The sequence below is a fragment of the Microbacterium sp. EB106-03-03-XG65 genome, assembly GCF_058791955.1.
In genome coordinates this window covers 444,490-464,011 of sequence record NZ_JBYTEB010000002.1, presented here as the reverse complement: position 1 = coordinate 464,011, position 19,522 = coordinate 444,490, and the positions used below count along the sequence as shown (strand labels likewise).

At 69.7% G+C, this 19,522-nt stretch carries 13 protein-coding genes; 7 read left to right on the top strand and 6 right to left on the bottom strand.

The window, feature by feature from the left end; translation table 11 throughout:
* Positions 1–49: 49 nt before the first annotated feature.
* Entirely contained in the window at positions 50–1,558 is a 1,509-nt protein-coding gene (locus tag AC3WS6_RS15580; protein WP_492501928.1) for a PucR family transcriptional regulator, read from the bottom strand.
* Between the two features lie 116 nt (positions 1,559–1,674).
* Between AC3WS6_RS15580 and gabT the strand changes: the two genes are divergently transcribed.
* From gabT to AC3WS6_RS15550, 6 genes are all read left to right on the top strand, one after another.
* A complete protein-coding gene (gene gabT, locus AC3WS6_RS15575; RefSeq protein ID WP_492501927.1) occupies positions 1,675–3,042 on the top strand; it encodes a 4-aminobutyrate--2-oxoglutarate transaminase in 1,368 nt (455 codons plus the stop codon).
* 112 nt (positions 3,043–3,154) lie between these two features.
* Entirely contained in the window at positions 3,155–4,537 is a 1,383-nt protein-coding gene (locus tag AC3WS6_RS15570; RefSeq protein WP_492501926.1) for a flavin monoamine oxidase family protein, read from the top strand.
* On the top strand, positions 4,537–5,421 hold the full coding sequence (locus AC3WS6_RS15565) for a universal stress protein (RefSeq protein WP_492501925.1): 885 nt from the start codon (positions 4,537–4,539) through the stop codon (positions 5,419–5,421). Before AC3WS6_RS15570 ends, AC3WS6_RS15565 begins: the two co-directional genes overlap by 1 nt.
* Entirely contained in the window at positions 5,421–6,965 is a 1,545-nt protein-coding gene (locus AC3WS6_RS15560; protein WP_492501924.1) for an APC family permease, read from the top strand. Before AC3WS6_RS15565 ends, AC3WS6_RS15560 begins: the two co-directional genes overlap by 1 nt.
* 46 nt (positions 6,966–7,011) lie before the next feature.
* The gene (locus AC3WS6_RS15555; protein ID WP_492501923.1) at positions 7,012–8,478 is read left to right on the top strand and encodes an NAD-dependent succinate-semialdehyde dehydrogenase; all 1,467 of its coding nucleotides are present in this window, start codon (positions 7,012–7,014) and stop codon (positions 8,476–8,478) included.
* Positions 8,479–8,589: 111 nt separating this feature from the next.
* Complete coding sequence (locus tag AC3WS6_RS15550) at positions 8,590–9,954, top strand: NAD-dependent succinate-semialdehyde dehydrogenase (RefSeq protein WP_492501922.1); 1,365 nt, start codon at positions 8,590–8,592, stop codon at positions 9,952–9,954.
* Positions 9,955–10,206: 252 nt separating this feature from the next.
* Here the strand turns inward: AC3WS6_RS15550 and AC3WS6_RS15545 are convergent, their stop codons facing one another.
* From AC3WS6_RS15545 to AC3WS6_RS15535, 3 genes are read right to left on the bottom strand one after another with little or no spacing between them, the layout of a single operon-like run.
* Positions 10,207–10,860 carry a response regulator gene (locus tag AC3WS6_RS15545; RefSeq protein ID WP_492501921.1) on the bottom strand — a complete coding sequence of 218 codons (654 nt, stop codon included), beginning with the start codon at positions 10,858–10,860 and terminating at the stop codon, positions 10,207–10,209.
* Positions 10,851–11,984 (bottom strand): sensor histidine kinase, encoded by a 1,134-nt coding sequence (locus tag AC3WS6_RS15540; protein WP_492501920.1) that lies wholly within the window; start codon positions 11,982–11,984, stop codon positions 10,851–10,853. Before AC3WS6_RS15540 ends, AC3WS6_RS15545 begins: the two co-directional genes overlap by 10 nt.
* On the bottom strand, positions 11,981–12,724 hold the full coding sequence (locus AC3WS6_RS15535; protein WP_492501919.1) for a DedA family protein: 744 nt from the start codon (positions 12,722–12,724) through the stop codon (positions 11,981–11,983). The genes AC3WS6_RS15540 and AC3WS6_RS15535 overlap by 4 nt, the downstream gene beginning before the upstream one ends.
* Before the next feature lie 117 nt (positions 12,725–12,841).
* Between AC3WS6_RS15535 and poxB the strand changes: the two genes are divergently transcribed.
* The gene (gene poxB, locus AC3WS6_RS15530; RefSeq protein ID WP_492501918.1) at positions 12,842–14,566 is read left to right on the top strand and encodes a ubiquinone-dependent pyruvate dehydrogenase; all 1,725 of its coding nucleotides are present in this window, start codon (positions 12,842–12,844) and stop codon (positions 14,564–14,566) included.
* 143 nt (positions 14,567–14,709) lie between these two features.
* On the opposite strand, the gene AC3WS6_RS15525 is transcribed toward poxB, so the two are convergent.
* Positions 14,710–17,508 (bottom strand): hypothetical protein, encoded by a 2,799-nt coding sequence (locus AC3WS6_RS15525; RefSeq protein WP_492501917.1) that lies wholly within the window; start codon positions 17,506–17,508, stop codon positions 14,710–14,712.
* A gap of 40 nt (positions 17,509–17,548) precedes the next feature.
* Positions 17,549–19,372, bottom strand: coding sequence for an HSP90 family protein (locus tag AC3WS6_RS15520; RefSeq protein ID WP_492501916.1), 1,824 nt, complete (start codon positions 19,370–19,372; stop codon positions 17,549–17,551).
* Positions 19,373–19,522: the final 150 nt, after the last annotated feature.

Below are 19,522 nucleotides of genomic sequence, written 5' to 3'. Positions count from 1 at the left end.
GCGGCGAGACCCACCTTTCGCGGCGAGACCCACGTCCGCGTGAGATCGACTAGTCCTGCGCGGTCTGCAGCAGAGTCCACAGTTCGGCCCGGGCGGGGAAGGTCGACAGGTCGGCGCCGAGGATCGTCCCGGCCTGCGTGATGCGCGACCGCAGCGTGTGGCGGTGCACACCGAGGGCCGCCGCGGCGGGGTCGGCCTTCGCGTCGTGCTCGAGCCAGGTGCGCAGCGAGCGTTCGAGGTCACCACCCGATCTCGCGTCATGGTCGCGCAGGGGAGCGAGTCGCGACTCGGCGACCAGCCGCGCCTCGTCCGTCGCGAGTGCACTGAAGATGCTGGAGCCCGCCGCATCGGCGAAGTGGAAGACCCCGGGTCCGGACTGCTGCCGCAGCGCCGCGAGAGCCTGGGCGTGCGCTCGCGAGAACGCGTCGTACGACTCGGAGCCTGAAGCACCGATGCGGATGCCGAAACGTGCGGCGACCTCGTCGAGCAGCGCGTCGTCCGTGGTCGACAGGCACAGCACGACGCCCTCCGGGGATTCGGCGAGGAAGCTGGCGGTGCCGTGCTCGGCCCGGCGCCTGTCCCACCAGTCCACGAACGGGCCGGCCGGGGCATCTGCGGCGATCGCCACGACGACGGGCGCCGACGGCATGCCGCCGAGCACCTTGCGCGCCAGTGACGGATCGTCGTCCTGCAGCGAACTCAGCAGCTGCGAGTGCAGCCGGCGCTTGCTGCGAGCGAGCTGGTCGCTCTGCTCGAGTGCGAGTCCGGCCATCGCGATCACCGATGTCACGACGGTGCGGGCCTCGGCATCCAGAGCGTCGACGGCCAACGCGATCACGCCGCGCAGGTGACCGCCGCGGCCGACCGTGAAGAGCGTGAAGGTCTGATCGCCGATCGTCAGCGACTGCCCGGCCTCGAGGCCGCGGGTGAGGATCTCGGTGACGCGCTCGCCCAGCTCGGTGAGCCGGTCCGCGTGCACGGCCGACCGGGGGTGGGACAGCTGCAGTGCGCCGGATGCGTCGTACATGCCCGCCCAGACGCCGAGCCGGCGCCCGAGTTCGGCGACGGTCGCATCGAGACCCCGGGGGCGCAGGGCTGCCAGTGCGAGGGCGCGCTGGGTGTCGAGCGCCCAGGACCTGCGGGCGTAGGCCTGTGCGGCGATGGCCTCGGAGTGTGCGCGGGCGACGGCGATGAAGGGCGTGCGATAGGGCACCTCGAACAGCGGGATGCCGCGTCGCGCGCACTCGACGATCAGCTCGTCGGGGATCGCAGCGCGGTGCACGTCGGTGCCGAAGCCGAGGCCGAGGACTCCGCGATCCGCGAGGCGCCCCACGTACACGTCGACGTCGGTGCCGGCGTCGAACTGCGTTCCGGTGGTCAGCAGTGCGAGGTCTTCGGCGAGGAACGGTGTCGGGTCGGCGAGGTCCGAGCTGTGCACCCAGCGCAGCGGGCGGTCGAGCGCGCCCTCGGGCAGTGCGTCTTCGGACGAGATCAGGCCGAGCCCGAGATCGCGGCGTCGGAAGAGCGCGCGCAGCGTGGGCTGCTCGGTGTCATCCATGTGCGGCGCTCCCGTCTGCCGTCGTCACCCTCGTTGTACCGACTGGCACCTGCTACTTCGAGATTGTACAGTCGGGCGAATGCGCAGGCGATGGATGCGGTCGTACGCTCACGGACATGGCACTCCTCGACACCGCAGCTGTTGCAGTTCCCCTCGGCGGACCCGAGCTCCCTCAGGAGCGACGCCTCGTCACCGAGCTCCCCGGACCCCGGTCGGCCGAGATCCTCGCCCGAAAGGCCGCCGCTGTTCCCGCAGGCGTCGGACACACCGTGCCGGTCGCGACCGTCGCCGCGGGTGGGGGCGTCGTCGTCGATGCTGACGGCAACTCGCTGATCGACCTCGGCTCGGGAATCGCCGTCACCACGGTCGGCAACGCGCACCCGAAGGTCGCCGCCGCCGTCGCCGCGCAGGCCGCGCAGTTCACCCACACCTGTTTCATGATCTCGCCCTACGAGTCGTACATCGAGGTCGCCGAGGCGCTCAACCGCATCACTCCCGGCGACTTCGCCAAGAAGACCGCGCTGTTCAACTCGGGAGCGGAGGCCGTGGAGAACGCGATCAAGATCGCCCGCAAGCACACCGGACGCCAGGCCGTCGTCGCCTTCGACCACGGCTACCACGGCCGCACCAACCTGACCATGGCGCTGACCGCCAAGTCGATGCCGTACAAGAGCGGCTTCGGTCCGTTCGCCCCCGAGGTGTACCGCGCCCCGATGTCGTACCCCTTCCGCGATGGGCTCGACGGCATCGAGGCCGCAGCGCGCACGATCCTGCAGCTCGAGAAGCAGATCGGCGCCGACAACCTCGCCGCCGTCATCATCGAGCCGATCCAGGGTGAGGGTGGCTTCATCGTCCCCGCCGAGGGCTTCCTCCCGGCGATCGCCGACTGGTGCCGGGAGAACGGCGTCGTCTTCATCGCCGACGAGGTGCAGACTGGCTTCGCGCGCACGGGCCACATGTTCGCGAGCGAGATCTTCGGCATCGAGCCCGACCTCATCACCACCGCCAAGGGCATCGCGGGCGGTCTGCCGCTCGCGGCCGTCACCGGTCGCTCCGACATCATGGACGCCTCGCATGCGGGCGGCCTCGGCGGCACCTACGGCGGCAACCCGATCGCCTGCGCCGCGGCGCTCGCGGCGATCGACGTCTTCGAGAACGACGGCGTGATCGAGCGCGCTCGCGAGATCGGTGAGATCCTCACGGCACGCCTCGGAGCCATGCAGGAGAAGGACGCCCGCATCGGAGACATCCGCGGCCACGGCGCGATGATCGCGGCCGAGTTCGTCGACCCCGAGACCAAGGCGCCGGATGCCGCGCTCACGGCAGCCGTCGCCAAGGCGGCCATCGCCCAGGGCGTGATCGTCCTCACCTGCGGCACCTACGGCAACGTGATCCGCTTCCTCCCGCCGCTCGCGATCGGCGATGACCTGCTGAACGAGGGTCTCGACGTCGTCGCGGCCGCGCTGGCCGCCACCGCGGGCTGACAGACCTGCAGCCGCGGTGCGTCCGCGACTGCCACCACACGTCCGGCCGCGACGAGGATCGGGGGATTTCGAGTCGCGGCCGGCACACCCGTTTCCAATGAAGGAGAAGCAGATGGCTGAGATCACTCGCGACGTGCTGATCGTCGGAGCCGGAGCCGCAGGGCTCACGGCAGCGAACGACCTGCGCAAGGCCGGCCTGTCGGTCGCCGTACTCGAAGCACGTGATCGCGTCGGCGGACGACTGTGGACCGACGTCATCGACGGCGCCATGCTCGAGATCGGCGGCCAGTGGGTCTCGCCCGATCAGGATGCGCTGAAGGACACGATCGAAGAGCTGGGACTCGAGACCTACAGCCGCTACCGCGAGGGTGACAGCGTCTACGTCGGGCCCGACGGTCAGACGCACCGCTTCACGGGCGAGATGTTCCCGGTGTCGGCGGAGACCGAGGCGGTCATCGCCGAGATCACCGAGCGTCTCGACGCCATGGTCGCCGAGATCGACCCGGATCGTCCGTGGGAGCACCCCTCGGCGAAGGAGTGGGACTCGGTCACGTGGGACGCGTGGCTCCGCGCGCAGACCGACGATGACGAGGCCGTGCGCAACCTCGCGTTCGCGACCGGTTCCGCGATGCTCACCAAGCCCACGCACTCGTTCTCGCTGCTCCAGTCGCTGCTCATGGCCGCATCCGCCGGTTCGTACTCGAACCTCGTCGACGCCGACTTCATCCTCGACAAGCGCGTCGTCGGCGGTCTGCAGAAGGTGCCGCTGCTGCTCGCCGAGCGTCTGGGCGACGACGTCTTCCTGGATCAGCCGGTGCGTTCTCTCGAGTGGAGCGCCGACGGCGTGACCGCGACGACCGACGACACCACCGTGCGCGCCCGTTTCGCGATCCTCGCGCACGCTCCCGTGCTCTACAGCCGCATCGCCTTCACGCCGCCGCTGCCCCGACGCCAGCACCAGATGCACCAGCACATCTCGATGGGCTTCGTCATCAAGGTGCACGCCGTGTACGACCGCCCGTTCTGGCGCGAACAGGGACTCAGCGGCACCGCCTTCAGCCCGTACGAGCTGTCGCACGAGGCCTATGACAACACGAACCACGGTGACGAACGCGGCACCCTCGTCGGCTTCGTGAGCGACCAGAACGCCGACGACCTGTTCACGCTGTCGGCCGAAGAGCGCAAGGAGCGCATCCTCGAGTCCCTCTCGCACTACTACGGGCCCGAGGCGAAGAACCCGGTCGTGTATTACGAGAGCGACTGGGGCACCGAGGAGTGGACTCGCGGAGCGTACGCGGCGAGCTTCGACATGGGCGGACTGCACCGCTACGGCGCCGACCTCCGCTCGGCCGTCGGCCCGATCCACTTCGCGTGCAGTGATATGGCGGGCGCCGGTTACCAGCACGTCGACGGGGCGATCCGCATGGGTCACCTCGTCGCCTCGAACATCGTCGAAGCCACTCGCACCGCCGGCGACACGGTCGAGGTCGGCTGATGACCGGCGCTGTCGTCGTCGGCTACACCGCGACGGATGCGGGAGCGGATGCCGCGGCCCTCGGCGCCCGTCTCGCGCGCAGCCTCGGGGCGGTGCTGCACCTCGTGATCGTGCTGCCCTCGGAGGGCACCCGCAGTGCGGCCGTTCCCCCCGAGCGCGCGTATGAGGACCACATCCGCCGTCAGGCGAAGGAGTGGCTCGAAGACGCCGTCGTCCGACTGCCGCAGGAGCTCACCCGCACGGGCCACGTGCGGTTCGGCGAGTCCTTCGCGGAAGGCCTGATCGCCGCAGGTGAGGAGTTCGACGCCAGACTGATCGTCATCGGCACCGCCGGCGGCAGCATCTTCGGCCGTCATCGCCTCGGCAGCGTCGCCTCCGAACTGCTGCACTCGTCGACGATCCCCGTCGCACTCGCTCCGGCGGGCACCGCGGAGCAGGACGACCACGTGCTTCCTCGCGTGACGGCCGCGGTCGGCAACCGCGCCGGCGCCGACAACCTCCTCGATGAGGCCGCCGCGATCGCGACCGAGTCGCGCGTGGGTCTGCGTCTGGTCTCGCTCGTGCCGTTCGACGTGCCGCCGGGACTCGACACCGGAGCGATCCGCGTGGTCGGCGACGCGCACGCGAACGATGTGCTCGAAGTGGCCAAGAGCCTGCTGCCCGAAGACCTGAAGGCCGAGGTCGAAGAGGCCCCCGGAGACACCGTCGAAGACGCCGTCGCGAACCTGTCCTGGCTCGCCGGCGAGGTCGTGCTCGTCGGATCCAGCCGCCTGGCGCAGCCCCGCCGCCTGTTCCTGGGCTCGACCGCAGCGAAGATGCTGCACGAACTGCCCGTCCCCATGATCGTCGTCCCGCGCACGCGCGCCGAAGCAGGAGTCCGCTGATGAGCAGCACCAACCGGGCAACGGAGCCCGCATCCGGCGTGACGACCGGCATCTCGCAGAAGGGTCTGAGCGCGGGAGCCGTCGGAGTGCTCGGAGCCGTCGTGATCGGCGTCTCCACGATCGCCCCGGCATACACACTCACCGCCTCGCTCGGTCCGACCGTCGCCGTCGTCGGCACCCAGGTGCCCGCGATCATGCTCGTCGGCTTCATCCCGATGCTCCTGACCGCCTTCGGCTACCGGGAGCTCAACCGGATGATGCCCGACTCCGGCACCTCGTTCACGTGGGGAGTGCGGGCATTCGGCCCGTGGATCGGCTGGATGACGGGCTGGGGCCTGATCGCCGCGACCGTCATCGTGCTGTCGAACCTCGCCGGCATCGCGGTCGAGTTCCTCTTCCTGCTGATCGCCCAGCTCAGCGGCAATCCCGAGATCGCCGACCTCGCGTTCAACCCGATCATCAACGTGGTCGTCTGCCTGCTCTTCATGCTCGGGGCGACGCTCGTGTCCTACCGCGACATGCAGACCACGCAGAAGTTCCAGTACATCCTGGTCGGCTTCCAGGTGCTCGTGCTCGTGGTCTTCGCGACCGTCGCGATCGTCAAGGCGGTCTCGGGAGACGCTCCCGAGCCGACACCCTTCTCGTGGTCGTGGTTCAACCCGTTCGAAGTGCCGTCCTTCAGCGCCTTCGCCGCAGGCCTCTCGCTGTCGATCTTCATCTTCTGGGGCTGGGACGTCGTCCTGACCATGAACGAAGAGACGAAGGACCCGTCGAAGACCCCCGGTCGTGCCGCGATGGTCACGGTCGTGGTCGTCGTCGCCCTCTACCTGCTGCTCGCGATCGGACTCATCATGTTCGCCGGTGTCGGCACGGGAGACTACGGGCTCGCGAATGAAGACATCTCGGCCAACGTGTTCTTCGCGCTGTCGGATCCCATTCTCGGACCGCTCGCGTTCCTCGTCTCGCTCGCCGTGCTGTCGAGCTCGGCGGCCTCGCTGCAGTCGACCGCGGTGGGCCCTGCCCGCACGCTGCTCGCGATGGGGCACTACGGCGCCCTGCCCAAGAAGTTCGCCCGCGTCAGCCCGCGCTTCTTCACCCCCGGCTATTCGACGATCGTCTCGGCCGTGGTCGCATCCGTCTTCTACGCGGTGATGCGTCTCGTCAGCGAGAACGTCCTCACCGACACCATCCTGTCGCTCGGCATGATGATCTGCTTCTACTACGGACTCACCGCGTTCGCGTGCGTCTGGTACTTCCGCAAGCAGTGGTTCGACTCGGCCAGGAGCTTCTTCTTCACGTTCCTGTTCCCGCTCGTCGGCGGTGCGATCCTCGCGGTGCTGTTCGTCACGACCCTCATCGACTCGATGGACCCCGCGTACGGCAGCGGATCGAGCATCGGCGGCGTCGGGCTCGTGTTCGTGCTCGGCGTCGGCATCATCGTGATCGGCATCGTCATCATGATCTGGCAGTCCATCAAGCGGCCGGCGTTCTTCCGCGGTGAGACGCTCAGCATGGATGCTCCCGCGAGCGTCCGTCGGCGCTGACCGCGTCCCCGGCATCCGCATCCCTCCTCCCACAGAAAGAGATTCCATGAGCACTCAGACCGAGCAGGCGCTGCTCGACAGCATCCCCACCGGCCTCTTCATCGGCGGAGAGTGGATCGACGGCGAGACCGGGGGCACGTTCGACGTGAAGGACCCTGCGACGGGTGCGGTCATCCGCACGATCGCGGATGCGACCCCGGGCGACGGCATCCGCGCGCTGGATGCCGCCGTCGCCGCCCAGGACGCGTGGGCCGCGACCGCACCTCGCACGCGCAGCGACATCCTGCGCCGGGCATTCGACCTCGTGCAGGAGCACAAGGAGGACCTCGCGCTGCTGATGACGCTCGAGATGGGCAAGCCGCTCGCCGAGGCGCGCGGAGAGGTCGGCTACGGAGGCGAGTTCCTGCGCTGGTTCAGCGAGGAGGCCGTGCGCATCAGCGGCCGCTACGGCATCAACCCCGAGGGCACCGGCCACATGGTCGTCTCGCAGCGGCCCGTCGGTCCGTCGTTCTTCGTGACGCCGTGGAACTTCCCCTTCGCGATGGCGACGCGCAAGATCGCCCCCGCGCTGGCCGCCGGTTGCACCGTCGTGATCAAGCCCCCGGCACTCACGCCCCTCACGACCATCTTCTTCACGTCGCTGCTCGAGAAGGCCGGCTTGCCGAAGGGCGTGGTCAACGTGGTGCAGACGTCGAAGTCGTCGGCGCTGTCGGCCCCGATCATCGCCGACCCGCGCCTGCGCAAGCTGTCGTTCACGGGTTCGACCGAGGTGGGTCGCAAGCTCATCGCGCAGGCCGCCGAGGGTGTGCTGCGCGTGTCGATGGAGCTCGGCGGCAACGCGCCGTTCGTGGTGTTCGACGATGCCGACCTCGACAAGGCGGTCGACGGCGCACTGGCTGCGAAGTTCCGCAACATCGGCCAGGCGTGCACCGCCGCCAACCGTTTCATCGTGCACAAGGATGTCGCCGGCGAGTTCGCGAAGCGGGTCACTGAGCGCGTGAACGCGATGAAGATCGGCCGCGGCACGGAGGAGGGCGTGGCCATCGGTCCGCTCATCGACGAGGATGCCGTCGCCAAGGCCGGCGAGCTCGTCGATGACGCCGTCGAGCGCGGCGCAACCCTGCTCGCGGGTGGCAAGGCTGTCGAGGGCACCGGCACGTTCTACGAGCCGACCGTGCTCACGGATGTCGTGGCGGGCTCGGCGATCCTTCGCGAGGAGATCTTCGGCCCGGTGCTGGCGATCGCGACGTTCGACACCGAAGACGAGGCAGTCCGTCTCGCGAACGACACCGAGTACGGGCTGGTCTCGTACGTGTTCACGGAGAACCTGCAGCGCGGGCAGCGCATGATCGACCGGCTCGAGACCGGCATGATGGGTCTCAACGTGGGCGTGGTGTCGAACGCGGCTGCTCCCTTCGGCGGCGTCAAGCAGTCGGGCGTCGGCCGCGAGGGCGGTCTCGAGGGCATCCACGAGTACCTGTCCACCAAGTACACGCTGATCCCGGTCTCCTGACCCCTCCGGTCGTTGAGCGAGCGGAGCGAGACGAAACGCACTCACCGCGTTTCGTCCCCGGGGCTCCGCTCCTCGCTCAACGACCGGGACCCGAAAGAGAGGACGAACCACATGACCGATTACGCCGTCATCAACCCCGCCACCGGAGAGACGCTGGCGTCCTTCGACACGTTCACGGACGCGCAGATCGAGGAGGCCGTCTCGGCCGCCGACGAGGCGCACCGCGAGTGGTCGCGGTCGTCGACCGTGGCCGAGCGCGCAGCGCTTCTCCGTCGCGCTGCCGAGCTGCACCGCGAACGCCGCGAGGAGCTCGCCGACGTCTTCGTGCGCGAGATGGGCAAGCCCCGCGAGGCCGCGCTCGGAGAGGTCGACTTCGCCGCCGACATCGCCGAGTACTACGCCGACCAGGCCGAGGCGATCATGGCCGACCAGCCGATCGCCATCCTCGGAGACGGCTCGGCGATCATCCGCCGGTCCTCGCTCGGACCCCTCGTCGGCATCATGCCGTGGAACTTCCCGGCCTACCAGATCGTGCGCTTCGCGGCGCCGAACCTGATCGTCGGCAACACGATCCTGCTGAAGCCGGCACCGCAGTGCCCGGAGTCGTCGACCGCGATCGAGGCGATCTACCACGACGCCGGATTCCCGAAGGGCGCGTACCAGAACGTGCTCGCGACGAACGAGCAGATCGCCGACATGATCGCCGACCCGCGCGTGCAGGGCGTCTCGCTCACCGGCTCCGAGCGCGCCGGTGCGGCGGTCGCCGAGATCGCGGGCCGCAACCTCAAGAAGGTCGCGCTCGAGCTCGGCGGGTCCGACCCGTTCATCGTGCTCTCGACCGATGACCTCGACGCGACCGTGCAGGCGGGCGTCGACGCGCGACTCGACAACAACGGGCAGGCGTGCAACGGCGCCAAGCGGTTCATCATCGTCGACGACCTCTACGACGCCTTCGTCGAGAAGTTCACGGCCGCGATGGCATCCGTGCAGGCGACCGACCCGACGCTCGACGACACCGTGCTCGGCCCGGTCTCGTCCGAGACGGCGGCCGAGAACCTGCAGAAGCAGATCGACCAGGCCGTCGAACAGGGCGCGACGCTGCTGACCGGCGGCACCCGCGACGGAGCGTTCTTCGCTCCGACCGTGCTCGCCGACGTCACGCCCGAAATGAACGTCTACCGGGAAGAGCTCTTCGGCCCCGCGGCGGTCGTCTACCGGGTCGCCGACGAGGACGCCGCGGTCGCCCTCGCGAACGACACGACCTTCGGGCTCGGCTCGTACGTGTTCACGACCGATGCCGAGCAGGCAGAGCGCGTGGCCGACAACATCGAGGCGGGCATGGTCTACGTCAACCTGGTGCTCGCCGACAGCCCCGAGCTGCCGTTCGGCGGCATCAAGCGCAGCGGCACCTCGCGTGAGCTCGGCCACCTCGCCGCCGACGAGTTCGTCAACAAGAAGCTCATCCGTATCGGCTGAGCGGCGGCCCGCGCGAGGGGCGGATGCGGTACGGCATCCGCCCCTCGTTCGTGCGCGACGGCGCGCAGATGCATGCCGAAATCAGGCTCGTCCTTCGTGCGCGACGGCGCGCAGATGCATGCCGAGATCACAGATGCAGGTCCGGAAGAGGTTTTCCGGACCCGCATCCGTGAAATGGGCATGCAGGTGGGTGCGGGTGCGGGTGCCAGTGTGCGCAGTGCGCGCCCGGTCCGGCTGGGGCGCAACGCTCGGTCAATCCGTCGACTGACCGAGGTAGGCGAGCACGGCGAGCACCCGTCGGTTGACGCCCGAGCCCGAGGCGACCCCGAGCTTCGTGAAGATCGTGTTGATGTGCTTCTCGACGCCGCTCTGGCTCACGAACAGCCGCTCGGCGATCGCCGCGTTGCTGTGCCCCTCGGCGATCAGTTCGAGCACGGCGGCCTCGCGCTCGCTCAGTTCGGCCATGCGAGGGTCCGGACCTGTGCGGTCGGCGATCAGACGCCGGATCACCTCGGGGTCGAAAGCCACGCCGCCCCCGGCCACGCGCACGATCGCGTCGAGGAAGCCCGCGATGTCCGAGATGCGGTCCTTGAGCAGATACCCGACGCCGCCGCGCCCGTCGAGCAGCTCGCTCGCGTAGCGCCGCTCGACATGCTGCGACAGCACGAGCACGGCGACATCCGGGTGCTTCTCCCGGATGACGAGGGCTGCCCGGATGCCCTCGTCGACGAAGTCCGGCGGCATCCGCACATCGACGATCACCAGATCGGGTTCGTCTGCCGCCAACGCCGCCATGAGCGCATCGGCATCGGCGACGGAAGCACTCACCTCGTGCCCCTCGGCGACCAGCAGCTGCACGATGCCCTCGCGCAGCAGGGTCGAGTCTTCGGCGATGGCTATCCGCACGGGATCACCGCCTCGATCACGGTGGGACCGCCCGCGGGGCTGTGCACGTGCAGGCGGCCGTCGCGTGCGGCCACGCGCGAAGCGATGCCCGACAGGCCGGTGCCCGCGGCATCCGCCCCGCCGATCCCGTCGTCCTCGACCGTCACGGTGAGAGCCCCGGGCCCGGTGCGCACCCGGATGCCGATGACACTCGCCCGTGCGTGCTTGATGGCGTTGGTGACGGCCTCGCTCGCCACGAAGTACGCCGCCGTCTCGGCGCCGCGATCGGTCATGACCGGGCCCTCGACCTCGAGGTTCACCGGCATCGCGACGCGGTCGCGCAGCGCTTCGAGCGCCGCCGCGAGTCCATCGCGCTGCAGCATCTCGGGATAGGTCCGCCACGCCACATCGCGCAGATCGTCGAGGATGTGTTGCGTCTCGCCCCGCGCGCCGCTCAGCAGGCGCCGCGCCTCGTCGGGTTCCGCCCGCTCGACGCGGGCCAGCAGGATCGACAGCGCCACGACCCGCTGCTGCACTCCGTCATGGATGTCGCGCTCGATGCGCCGACGCTCGGCATCCACCGCCGCGACGACCTCGTCGAGGGTCGCGTGCAGGCGTACGACCTCTTGAGAGAGCTCACCCGCGCCAGGGCGTTGGAACGACTGCCACACGCGTCGTTCGAGCCAGGCGATGCCGCCGAGGCCGGAGAGGGCGAGGAAGAGCAGTACGAGGCCGGGGATCACGAACAGTCCCACGGTCGTCCACGTGACGCGTCCGGGACGCGCGCTGAACAGCGTGACCGGGCCGCCGGTCGCGGCGGCGACGAGCATCTGGATGCCGACGACCACCCCCGCCACGATGAGGATGAGGATGCAGAGCACCACCAGCTGCAGCAGCGCCGAGACCGCGAGCAGCCCGCGCAGCCGCGGTGCACGCGGGGGAGTGCGACGCGGGATGCCGTCGATCCATGAGAGGCGCGCGGCCACCGAGCGCACCACCGCCGGCGCCGGACGCCGAGGGGCGGTGACCAGCGCGATCAGCGTGGGAACGAGCATCACGACGCCTGCCACGGTGCCGCCGAGCATCCGCACCGCATCCCGCAGGATCGAGCGCGGCGGTGCCGCAGCGCCGGTGGGAGACGTCATCTCTCCATTGTGCCGCGCGTGGCCGTGATCTCTGCGTCGCGCGAGTCGCGCGCATCGCGGAGCTTCGAGCCGCGCTCGTCTTCAGGGCGCGTCTCCCGCTCGTCGTCGGACTCCGTTCCGCGCGTCCGCTGGCGCACCCGCGCGACCACGAACATCGAGACCGCGATGATCACGGCGCCGATCACGATCACCTGCAGGCCGTCGGCGTACTGCTCGATGTGATGCCACTGCTCGCCGAGCAGGAAGCCCGCCATGACGAAGACCGTGTTCCAGATCGCGCTGCCGGCGGCGGTGAGCAGCGTGAACTTCGCCAACGGCATCCGCTGCACCCCCGCGGGGATCGAGATCAGGCTGCGGAAGATCGGGATCATGCGTCCGAAGAAGACGGCCTTCGCGCCGTGGCGCGCGAACCACTCCTCAGTGCGGTCGACGTCGCTGACCTTCATCAGCGGCATCCGCTCGACGATGCGGCGCAGGCGCACGGGGCCGAGCCAGGCACCGAGACCGTAGAGTGCGAGGGCGCCGACGACGGAGCCGACCGTCGTCCACACGAGCACCTCCCACAGCACGATCGTGCCCTGGCTCGCGGTGAAGCCCGCCAGCGGCAGCACGACCTCGCTCGGGATGGGCGGGAACAGGTTCTCGATCGCCACGGCGACGCCGGCGCCGACACTGCCGAGCGCCTCCATCAGGCCGATGGCCCAGTCCGCGAACACGTTCAGGTTGTCAGAGGCCGCCATGATCTCGACGTTACAAAGCGGTGCGGATGCGGTCACTGCGGGTGCCCGTCGACCAGGGTGCGGAAAACCGTAATACTGCCGGGCCGCCTGCCTCGGCCCCGGGCGTAGGGTCGAAGCATGGCCACTGTCGCAGCGAACATCGTCAAGACCCTCCGCGCCAACGGGATCGACCGTGTCTACGGTCTTCCCGGTGACTCCCTCAACGGCTTCACCGACGCGCTCCGCAAAGACGGGAGCATCCGTTGGGTGCACGTGCGGCACGAAGAGTCCGCGGCCTTCGCCGCCGCGGCGGATGCGTCGCTGACGGGCGAGCTCGCGGTCGTCGCCGGCTCGTGCGGACCGGGCAACCTGCACCTCATCAACGGACTGTATGACGCGAACCGCTCACGGGTCCCCGTCCTCGCGATCGCCGCGCACATCCCCACGACCGAGATCGGCACCGGGTACTTCCAGGAGACCCACCCGCAGGAGCTGTTCCGCGAATGCAGCGTCTACGTCGAGTACGTGGCCGACCCCAAGCAGATGCCGCGCCTTCTCGAGATCGCCATGCGCGCCGCGATCGAGCAGCGCGGAGTCGCCGTGCTCGTGATCCCCGGCGATGTGGCCCTGGCCGAGATCGCCGACGACCGCGCCGTCGTCATCGAGCGCACCCGCCCCGTGGTCGTGCCGAGTGGAGACGAGCTCGCGCGCGCCGCGACGCTGCTCAACGCCTCGACGAAGACCACGATCCTCGCCGGAGCGGGCGTCGAGGGATCCCATGACGAGGTCGTCGCGCTGGCCGACCGGCTCGGTGCCCCGATCGTGCACGCGCTGCGCGGCAAGGAGTTCATCGAGTACGACAACCCGTTCGACGTCGGGATGACGGGGCTCCTCGGCTTCGCATCCGGATACCGGGCGATGGAGGCGGCCGACACGCTGCTGGTGCTCGGCAGTGACTTCCCCTACGAGCAGTTCTACCCCGAGCACGCCACGACGATCCAGGTCGACATCCGCGGATCGCAGCTCGGCAAGCGGCATCCGCTCGATCTCGGACTCGTGGGCGACGTGGGGGCGACCGTCACCGCGCTGCTGCCGCGACTCGCGGAGAAGAGCGATCGCGGTCACCTCGACGACTCGACCGCGCACTATAGCAAGACGCGCGCGAAGCTCGACGAGCTCGCGACGCCGACCAAGGCGGGGCGGCCCATCCACCCGCAGTACCTCGCCCGGCTGCTCGACGAGCAGGCGGCGGACGACGCGATCTTCACCGCCGACGTCGGCTCGCCCACGGTGTGGGCCGCACGCTACCTGTCGATGACCGAGAACCGACGCCTGATCGGCTCGTTCACCCACGGATCGATGGCGAATGCGCTGCTGCACGGCATCGGTGCGCAGGTCTCGCATCCCGATCGCCAGGTCGTCGCGCTCGCCGGCGACGGCGGGCTCGCGATGATGCTGGGCGAGCTGCTCACCCTCACGCAGAACAAGCTGCCGGTGAAGACGATCGTCGTGAACAACTCCTCGCTGAACTTCGTCGAGCTCGAGATGAAGGCCGCGGGCTTCGTGAACTACGGCACGGAACTCGTGAACCCCAGCTTCGCCGCGATCGCCGAAGCGATGGGCATCTTCGCCCGACGGGTCGAGAACAGCGAAGACCTTCCGGATGCCGTGCGCGAGGTGCTCTCACATGACGGCCCCGCCCTGCTCGACGTGGTCACCGAGCGGCAGGAGCTGTCGATGCCGCCGGCGATCGAGGCCGCGCAGGTCAAGGGGTTCGCGCTCTACGCGATCCGCACGGTCATGTCGGGCAAGGGCGATGAGCTGCTCGACCTCGCGCGGGCGAACTGGCGTCAGTTCCTCTGAGACCGCGGGCGTTTCGTCTCGGTCGACTCCGTCGTCCTCGCTCAACGACCGGGAGCGGTCATGTTCTCGGTCGTTGAGCGAGCAGCGGAGCAGCGAGACGAAACGCGCTGCGTCCCCGGATCGTGAGCGCGCAGCGCGACGGCTCAGCTGTCGAGCAGTGCCCGCACCTCGGCGGCCTCGACGGGGCGGCCGAGAGCCTCCAGCACATCACCCAGTTCGAGCGCCGACACCTGCCTCAGCGGCGGGTTCGCCTCGGCGTGCTCGATCGCCGAACGGTAGATCGGCACCGCATCCGCGCCTCTCTCGCCCCCCACGAGCAGACGTGCCGCGAAGAGCTCAGACCCGCCTGCCGACCCGCCGTCTCCGAGGGCGGCGAATCCGTCGGCCGCCGTGAGCGCTGCGGCGATCGCCTGGTCGCTGTGACCGAACTCGGCCAACGCCCGAGCGCGCGAGTCGGTGACGTCGGCCAGCAGCCATGCGGCGTCATGCTCCTGCGCGAGCGCGGCCACTTCGTCGAACAGCGGGAAGGCCCGCTCGTCGCGGCGCGCACCGTAGGCCTGGCCCAGATTGTGCAGCACGTCGACGAGTGCGCCGACGGCATCGGGGGCTTTGCGGGCGATCTCGGATGCTGCTTCGAGCGAGGCGATCGCCTCGTCGTGCTCGTCGAATCGCGCGAGGATCCTGGCGCGTTCGGTGAGCACGACCGCCTGATCGGCATGTTCCTCGTCGGCGCCGAAGAGATCTGCGGCGTAGCCGAACGCGCCGACCGCCTGGCCGAACTCCCCGGCCGCCGCGAGGGCACGGGCGAGCAGCGAGGCGGTCATGCCGCGGGATGCCGCCGACACCTCGGCCTGTTCCTCGCGCTCGAGCACATGGCCGAACAGCTCGGCGGCCTCTTCGGCGTGCCCGGCAGAGAGCATGGCGCGCGCGAGCCGGAAGTCCACTCCCGTCGCGTCGTCGCCCTCCTGTGTGAGCGACCGGGAGGTCACGCGGTACCGGGTCACGGCCTTCTCGTGGTCGCCGGCGTCCTCCCAGAGGGCTCCGGCGAGCAGGTGCGCAGACGCCAGGGCCTTCGACGCGCCCAGGCCCGCGAGCAGTCGGCAGGCCTCGTCGGCGTCGGCGGCGCCCTCGGCGAAGGCCTCGCGGCCGCCCCGCACGCGCGCACGGGTCTGCAGCGCCTGCGCGCGGTGGCCGACGCTCAGGTCGTCCTGCGCGAGCAGGCGGTCGAGCAGAGCGGATGCAGCCTCGGTGTCGCCCTTCTGCAGCACCGCGGCGATCGCGACGAGCGTCGTCGTGTTGGCGAGGCGCGAGTCTTCGGCCTCCGCGAACGCCCGTGCAGCACGCTCGGCCATCTCCAGCGCGGCGTCCGGCTCCTCGGCGTGCATGTGCAGCGAGGCGCGGCTGATGGCGAGGTCTCCGCGCGACCACGCCGGCAGGTGGGTCGAGGTCGACAGCTCGTGGTCGAGGGCTGCGACGGCATCCGGGGTGTCGAGGCCGAAGGTCGCGAGGCCGAGGCGCTGCTCGAGGTCGGCCTGATCGTGCTTTCCTGCCGCGCGCAGCGCCTCGATCCGCGCGGGGAGCAGCCCGACGGCCTCGTCGGTGCGGTCGAGTGCGATCAGGATGCCGAGTCGCATGGACAGCAGCTGCGCGAGCTTCGCGGGATCTTCGACGGCGAGGGCATGGGGGAGAGCCTGCAGCGTCTCGTGCTCGGCGCCGTATTGCGCGAGGTCCATCGTGCGATCGAACCATGCATCGGCATCGACCGGGGTCGCGGCGTCGGGCGTCGCGACGAAGGCGTCCGAGCGGATCGGCACGTCGTAGTGCTCGTCGGCGAGCGAGCGGATACGCGCGAGGCTGCGCTCATGTCCGTCGGTGCCGTCGCGGCGGTCGAACTCGGCGCCGATGCGCTCGGCGGTGGCCCAGGCCGCCGTCGCGAGCTCTTCGGCCGTCCAGGTGCCCTCATGCGTTCCGAAGAACCGCTCGAGAGCGTCGGAGTCCGCACCACGCACGGGAGTGTCACCGTGACCTGTGGCCGTGACGCGATCGAGCGCGAAGGCGATCGCCGCGAGGGCGGCGAAGTGCGCGTCGACATTCAGGCCGTCGTGCGCCAGCCAGGAGAGGTGTCGCTCGACGAGCGAGAGCGCCCTCGCCTCGTTGCCCGTGACCGCTGCGAACACGATGTTGTTCGCCACGATGCGCAGGTTGTCGGGATTGTCCTTGGCCAGGCGATAGCTGCGCAGATGCGCGCTCTTGGCCTCGTCGAACCGCCCGGCGCGCAGGTAGGGGAGCAGTACGCGCGAGAGCGCGTGCTCGGGCTCTTCGCCGCACGAGAAGCCGCCCTCGAGCATCTCCTCGACCAGGCGGATGGCCTCGGCATCGCGGTCGGTCTCGGCGAAGAAGCCCGCGAACTGACTGCGACCGCACGCGTCGCAGTGACTGTGCTCGTCGCGCGGGGTCGCTTCCAGGCGCACGCGCAGAGCCTCGGCGTCGTCGAGGCGTCCCGCGTCCCATGCGTCTTCGAACCGAGCGGTGAGCACGCCGCTGAGGCCGAGGCCCGCGGTGCGATAGTGCGCCTCCATGTCGTCGAGCACGGCCGCGATCTGGTCGACCGAGAACGCCGGCGACGAACGCAGCGCGGATGCCATCCATTTGAACTGCCACATCAGGTCGGCGCCGCCGTAGTCGAGGTCGGCGGGGAACCGCTGCGGGTCGGCGTCGTGCCTGGCCAGACACCACGCGAACGAGTTCAGCATCACGTCTGTCGCGCCGTTCATGTTCGCCGACGCGGTCTGGCGCATCCGCGCCTGGTATTCGAGCTGCTCGTCGCCCAGCTCCACGGCCAGCGCGACCGCCTCCGAGACGAGCGCCTGCTCGGCGGGACCCCACGGGGTGATGTCGATCTCTTCGATGAGCTGCTGGAAGCGCTTCTTCGGACGGGCCATGGGAGAGGTTCTCTTTCTGCGGTTCAGGGCACGTGGGGGCTCACGGCGCGCCCGGGAAGGGGATCGAGTCCCCCTCGACGCCGGCCGAGAGCGCCACGAGGTCGGTGAGCGCGGTGGTCATCAGAGCACGGTCGGAATCGCTGAGCGGATGGTGGCCCGCGAGCAGCGCCTGGATGTACAGCAGCTGCACCGTGCGCGCGAACACCGCGTCGTCCTGCACGCGCACGAGAGCGCGCACGACCTGGTTCGACCAGTTCAGGCACAGCCGGGTGGTGAGGTCATCGTCGCGGGAGGCCGAGAGCGTGCTGTCGATGCGGTCGAGCACCCCGCCCCACAGTGATCCGGTGATGCCCTTGGTGCGTCCGCGGTCGATGCGGCGCAGCACCTCGGGATCCGCGACATAGAGCGCGGCGAGGTCCGGGCGATCGATCGCCCGCACGGTGACGGAGCACCCGGATGCCGCGAGCACGCCGCCTGCCCGTGCCTCGAGCGCGACGGCGAGGTCGCGGTCGTCGAGCGGAGGAGGGTCGAGCCGATCGAGCTCGCCCGTCACGTCGACGGCCTCGACCGTGAGGTGCGGGTAGAGGTCGGGAAGCATCCGCACGAGATCCGCGTCGTACAGGTAGCCGCCGTTCACCAGCACTTCGGAGCCGGGCGAGATCCCCGCGACCTGCCGGAACTCGTCGACCGTCGCGGCGTATCGCACGTGCGGGAACCGCTCGACGAGGTCGCCGATGCGCAGCGTGCCGTGCGTGGTCTCGAGAGTCAGCCAGCGTGTGATGAACTGCGCGAGCTCCTCGTCGTGCCGCACGAGGGATTTGAGCCCCACCTCGTGGATCGCCACGAACTGCGCGAGTCGGTGCGGCTCGCGCAGACCGAGCTCGAGGATCCATCGACGGATGCCGGCGCCCAGCTGTTCGCGCGCTCGCTCGAGTGCCGCGTCGTCGACGAGCGACTCCCGACTCGCGGTGGGGGCGAGACCCGTGGAGTCGATCACCGCTCGCACGAAGAACGCCCAGTCGGGGAGCAGATCGTCGACCCGCTCCGACAGCAGCATCCGCCCCAGATACATCCTGGTCGCCTGCCGGGCGCCGGGGGGAGGTGCGAACGGCAGCACGTAGGCGAGGCCGCGGGTGCCGGTGGCCGACTCGCTCAGCTCGATCACGTCGAGGGGTGCCGCCCCGAGCAGATCTCGCCCGTATTCCACTGCCTCCTCGAGGTGCTCAGCGGCATCGAGGAACGGTGCGCGTCGCGTGACGTCGACCTCGCCGTTCGGGGTGTCGATCGTGACACGCACGGGCAGGAACTCGGCGAAGGTCGTCGCGAGCTCGCGCACGGCGGCGGGGCGCAGCAGTTCGTCGGCGTCGAAGCGGGGTCTCAGATGCACGCTCGTGCCGATGGGGAGGTCGTCGTCGATCTCGACCACGCGGAAGGTGCCGTCGGCGCTGCCCGTCCATTCGACGGCAGAGCCGCCCCTCGCACTGCGGGAGCGGATCACGATCGTGTCGGCGACCATGAAGCAGCTCAGCAGGCCGATGCCGAACTGGCCGAGGTAGTCGCTGCGGGGCAGATCGAAGATGTCCCGCTTCGAGCTGCGGCCCACCGTGGCGAGCAGGTCGGCGACCTCGGCGGCGGTCAGCCCGACGCCGTCGTCGCGCAGCACGAACTCGGGGGAGGAGTCGCTGAGCGGAGTGATCCGGATGCGTCCGCCCCCGCCGTCGACCTCGTGGCGCGCTGTCACGGCGTCGCGAGCGTTCTGCAGCAGCTCGCGCAGATACACCCGTGGGCTCGAATAGATGTGACGGCTGAGCAGGTCGACGACACCGCGCAGATCCACCTGGAACTGCTGCACGTCAGCACTCACCCGCATCGCCTCTCGTCGAACCCGCTCGAGCCTAACAACAACACGGATGCCGGCGCCGGTTCGGAACCGGCCGGGGGATGCCGTATGCTTGACGAGCAGTTGTTGTCTGCATTCTTTCGCCGTGCCCCGGTCCTTCCGGCCAGGTTTCGG

Excerpts from the sequence above, each read along its gene's own strand:
- AC3WS6_RS15540 (WP_492501920.1), bottom strand. The coding sequence starts at position 11,984 with ATGACGTCTCCCACCGGCGCTGCGGCACCGCCGCGCTCGATCCTGCGG.
- AC3WS6_RS15580 (WP_492501928.1), bottom strand. The coding sequence starts at position 1,558 with ATGGATGACACCGAGCAGCCCACGCTGCGCGCGCTCTTCCGACGCCGC.
- AC3WS6_RS15560 (WP_492501924.1), top strand. The coding sequence starts at position 5,421 with ATGAGCAGCACCAACCGGGCAACGGAGCCCGCATCCGGCGTGACGACC.
- gabT (WP_492501927.1), top strand. The coding sequence starts at position 1,675 with ATGGCACTCCTCGACACCGCAGCTGTTGCAGTTCCCCTCGGCGGACCC.
- AC3WS6_RS15565 (WP_492501925.1), top strand. The coding sequence starts at position 4,537 with ATGACCGGCGCTGTCGTCGTCGGCTACACCGCGACGGATGCGGGAGCG.
- AC3WS6_RS15550 (WP_492501922.1), top strand. The coding sequence starts at position 8,590 with ATGACCGATTACGCCGTCATCAACCCCGCCACCGGAGAGACGCTGGCG.
- AC3WS6_RS15525 (WP_492501917.1), bottom strand. The coding sequence starts at position 17,508 with ATGGCCCGTCCGAAGAAGCGCTTCCAGCAGCTCATCGAAGAGATCGAC.
- AC3WS6_RS15535 (WP_492501919.1), bottom strand. The coding sequence starts at position 12,724 with ATGGCGGCCTCTGACAACCTGAACGTGTTCGCGGACTGGGCCATCGGC.
- poxB (WP_492501918.1), top strand. The coding sequence starts at position 12,842 with ATGGCCACTGTCGCAGCGAACATCGTCAAGACCCTCCGCGCCAACGGG.
- AC3WS6_RS15555 (WP_492501923.1), top strand. The coding sequence starts at position 7,012 with ATGAGCACTCAGACCGAGCAGGCGCTGCTCGACAGCATCCCCACCGGC.
- AC3WS6_RS15570 (WP_492501926.1), top strand. The coding sequence starts at position 3,155 with ATGGCTGAGATCACTCGCGACGTGCTGATCGTCGGAGCCGGAGCCGCA.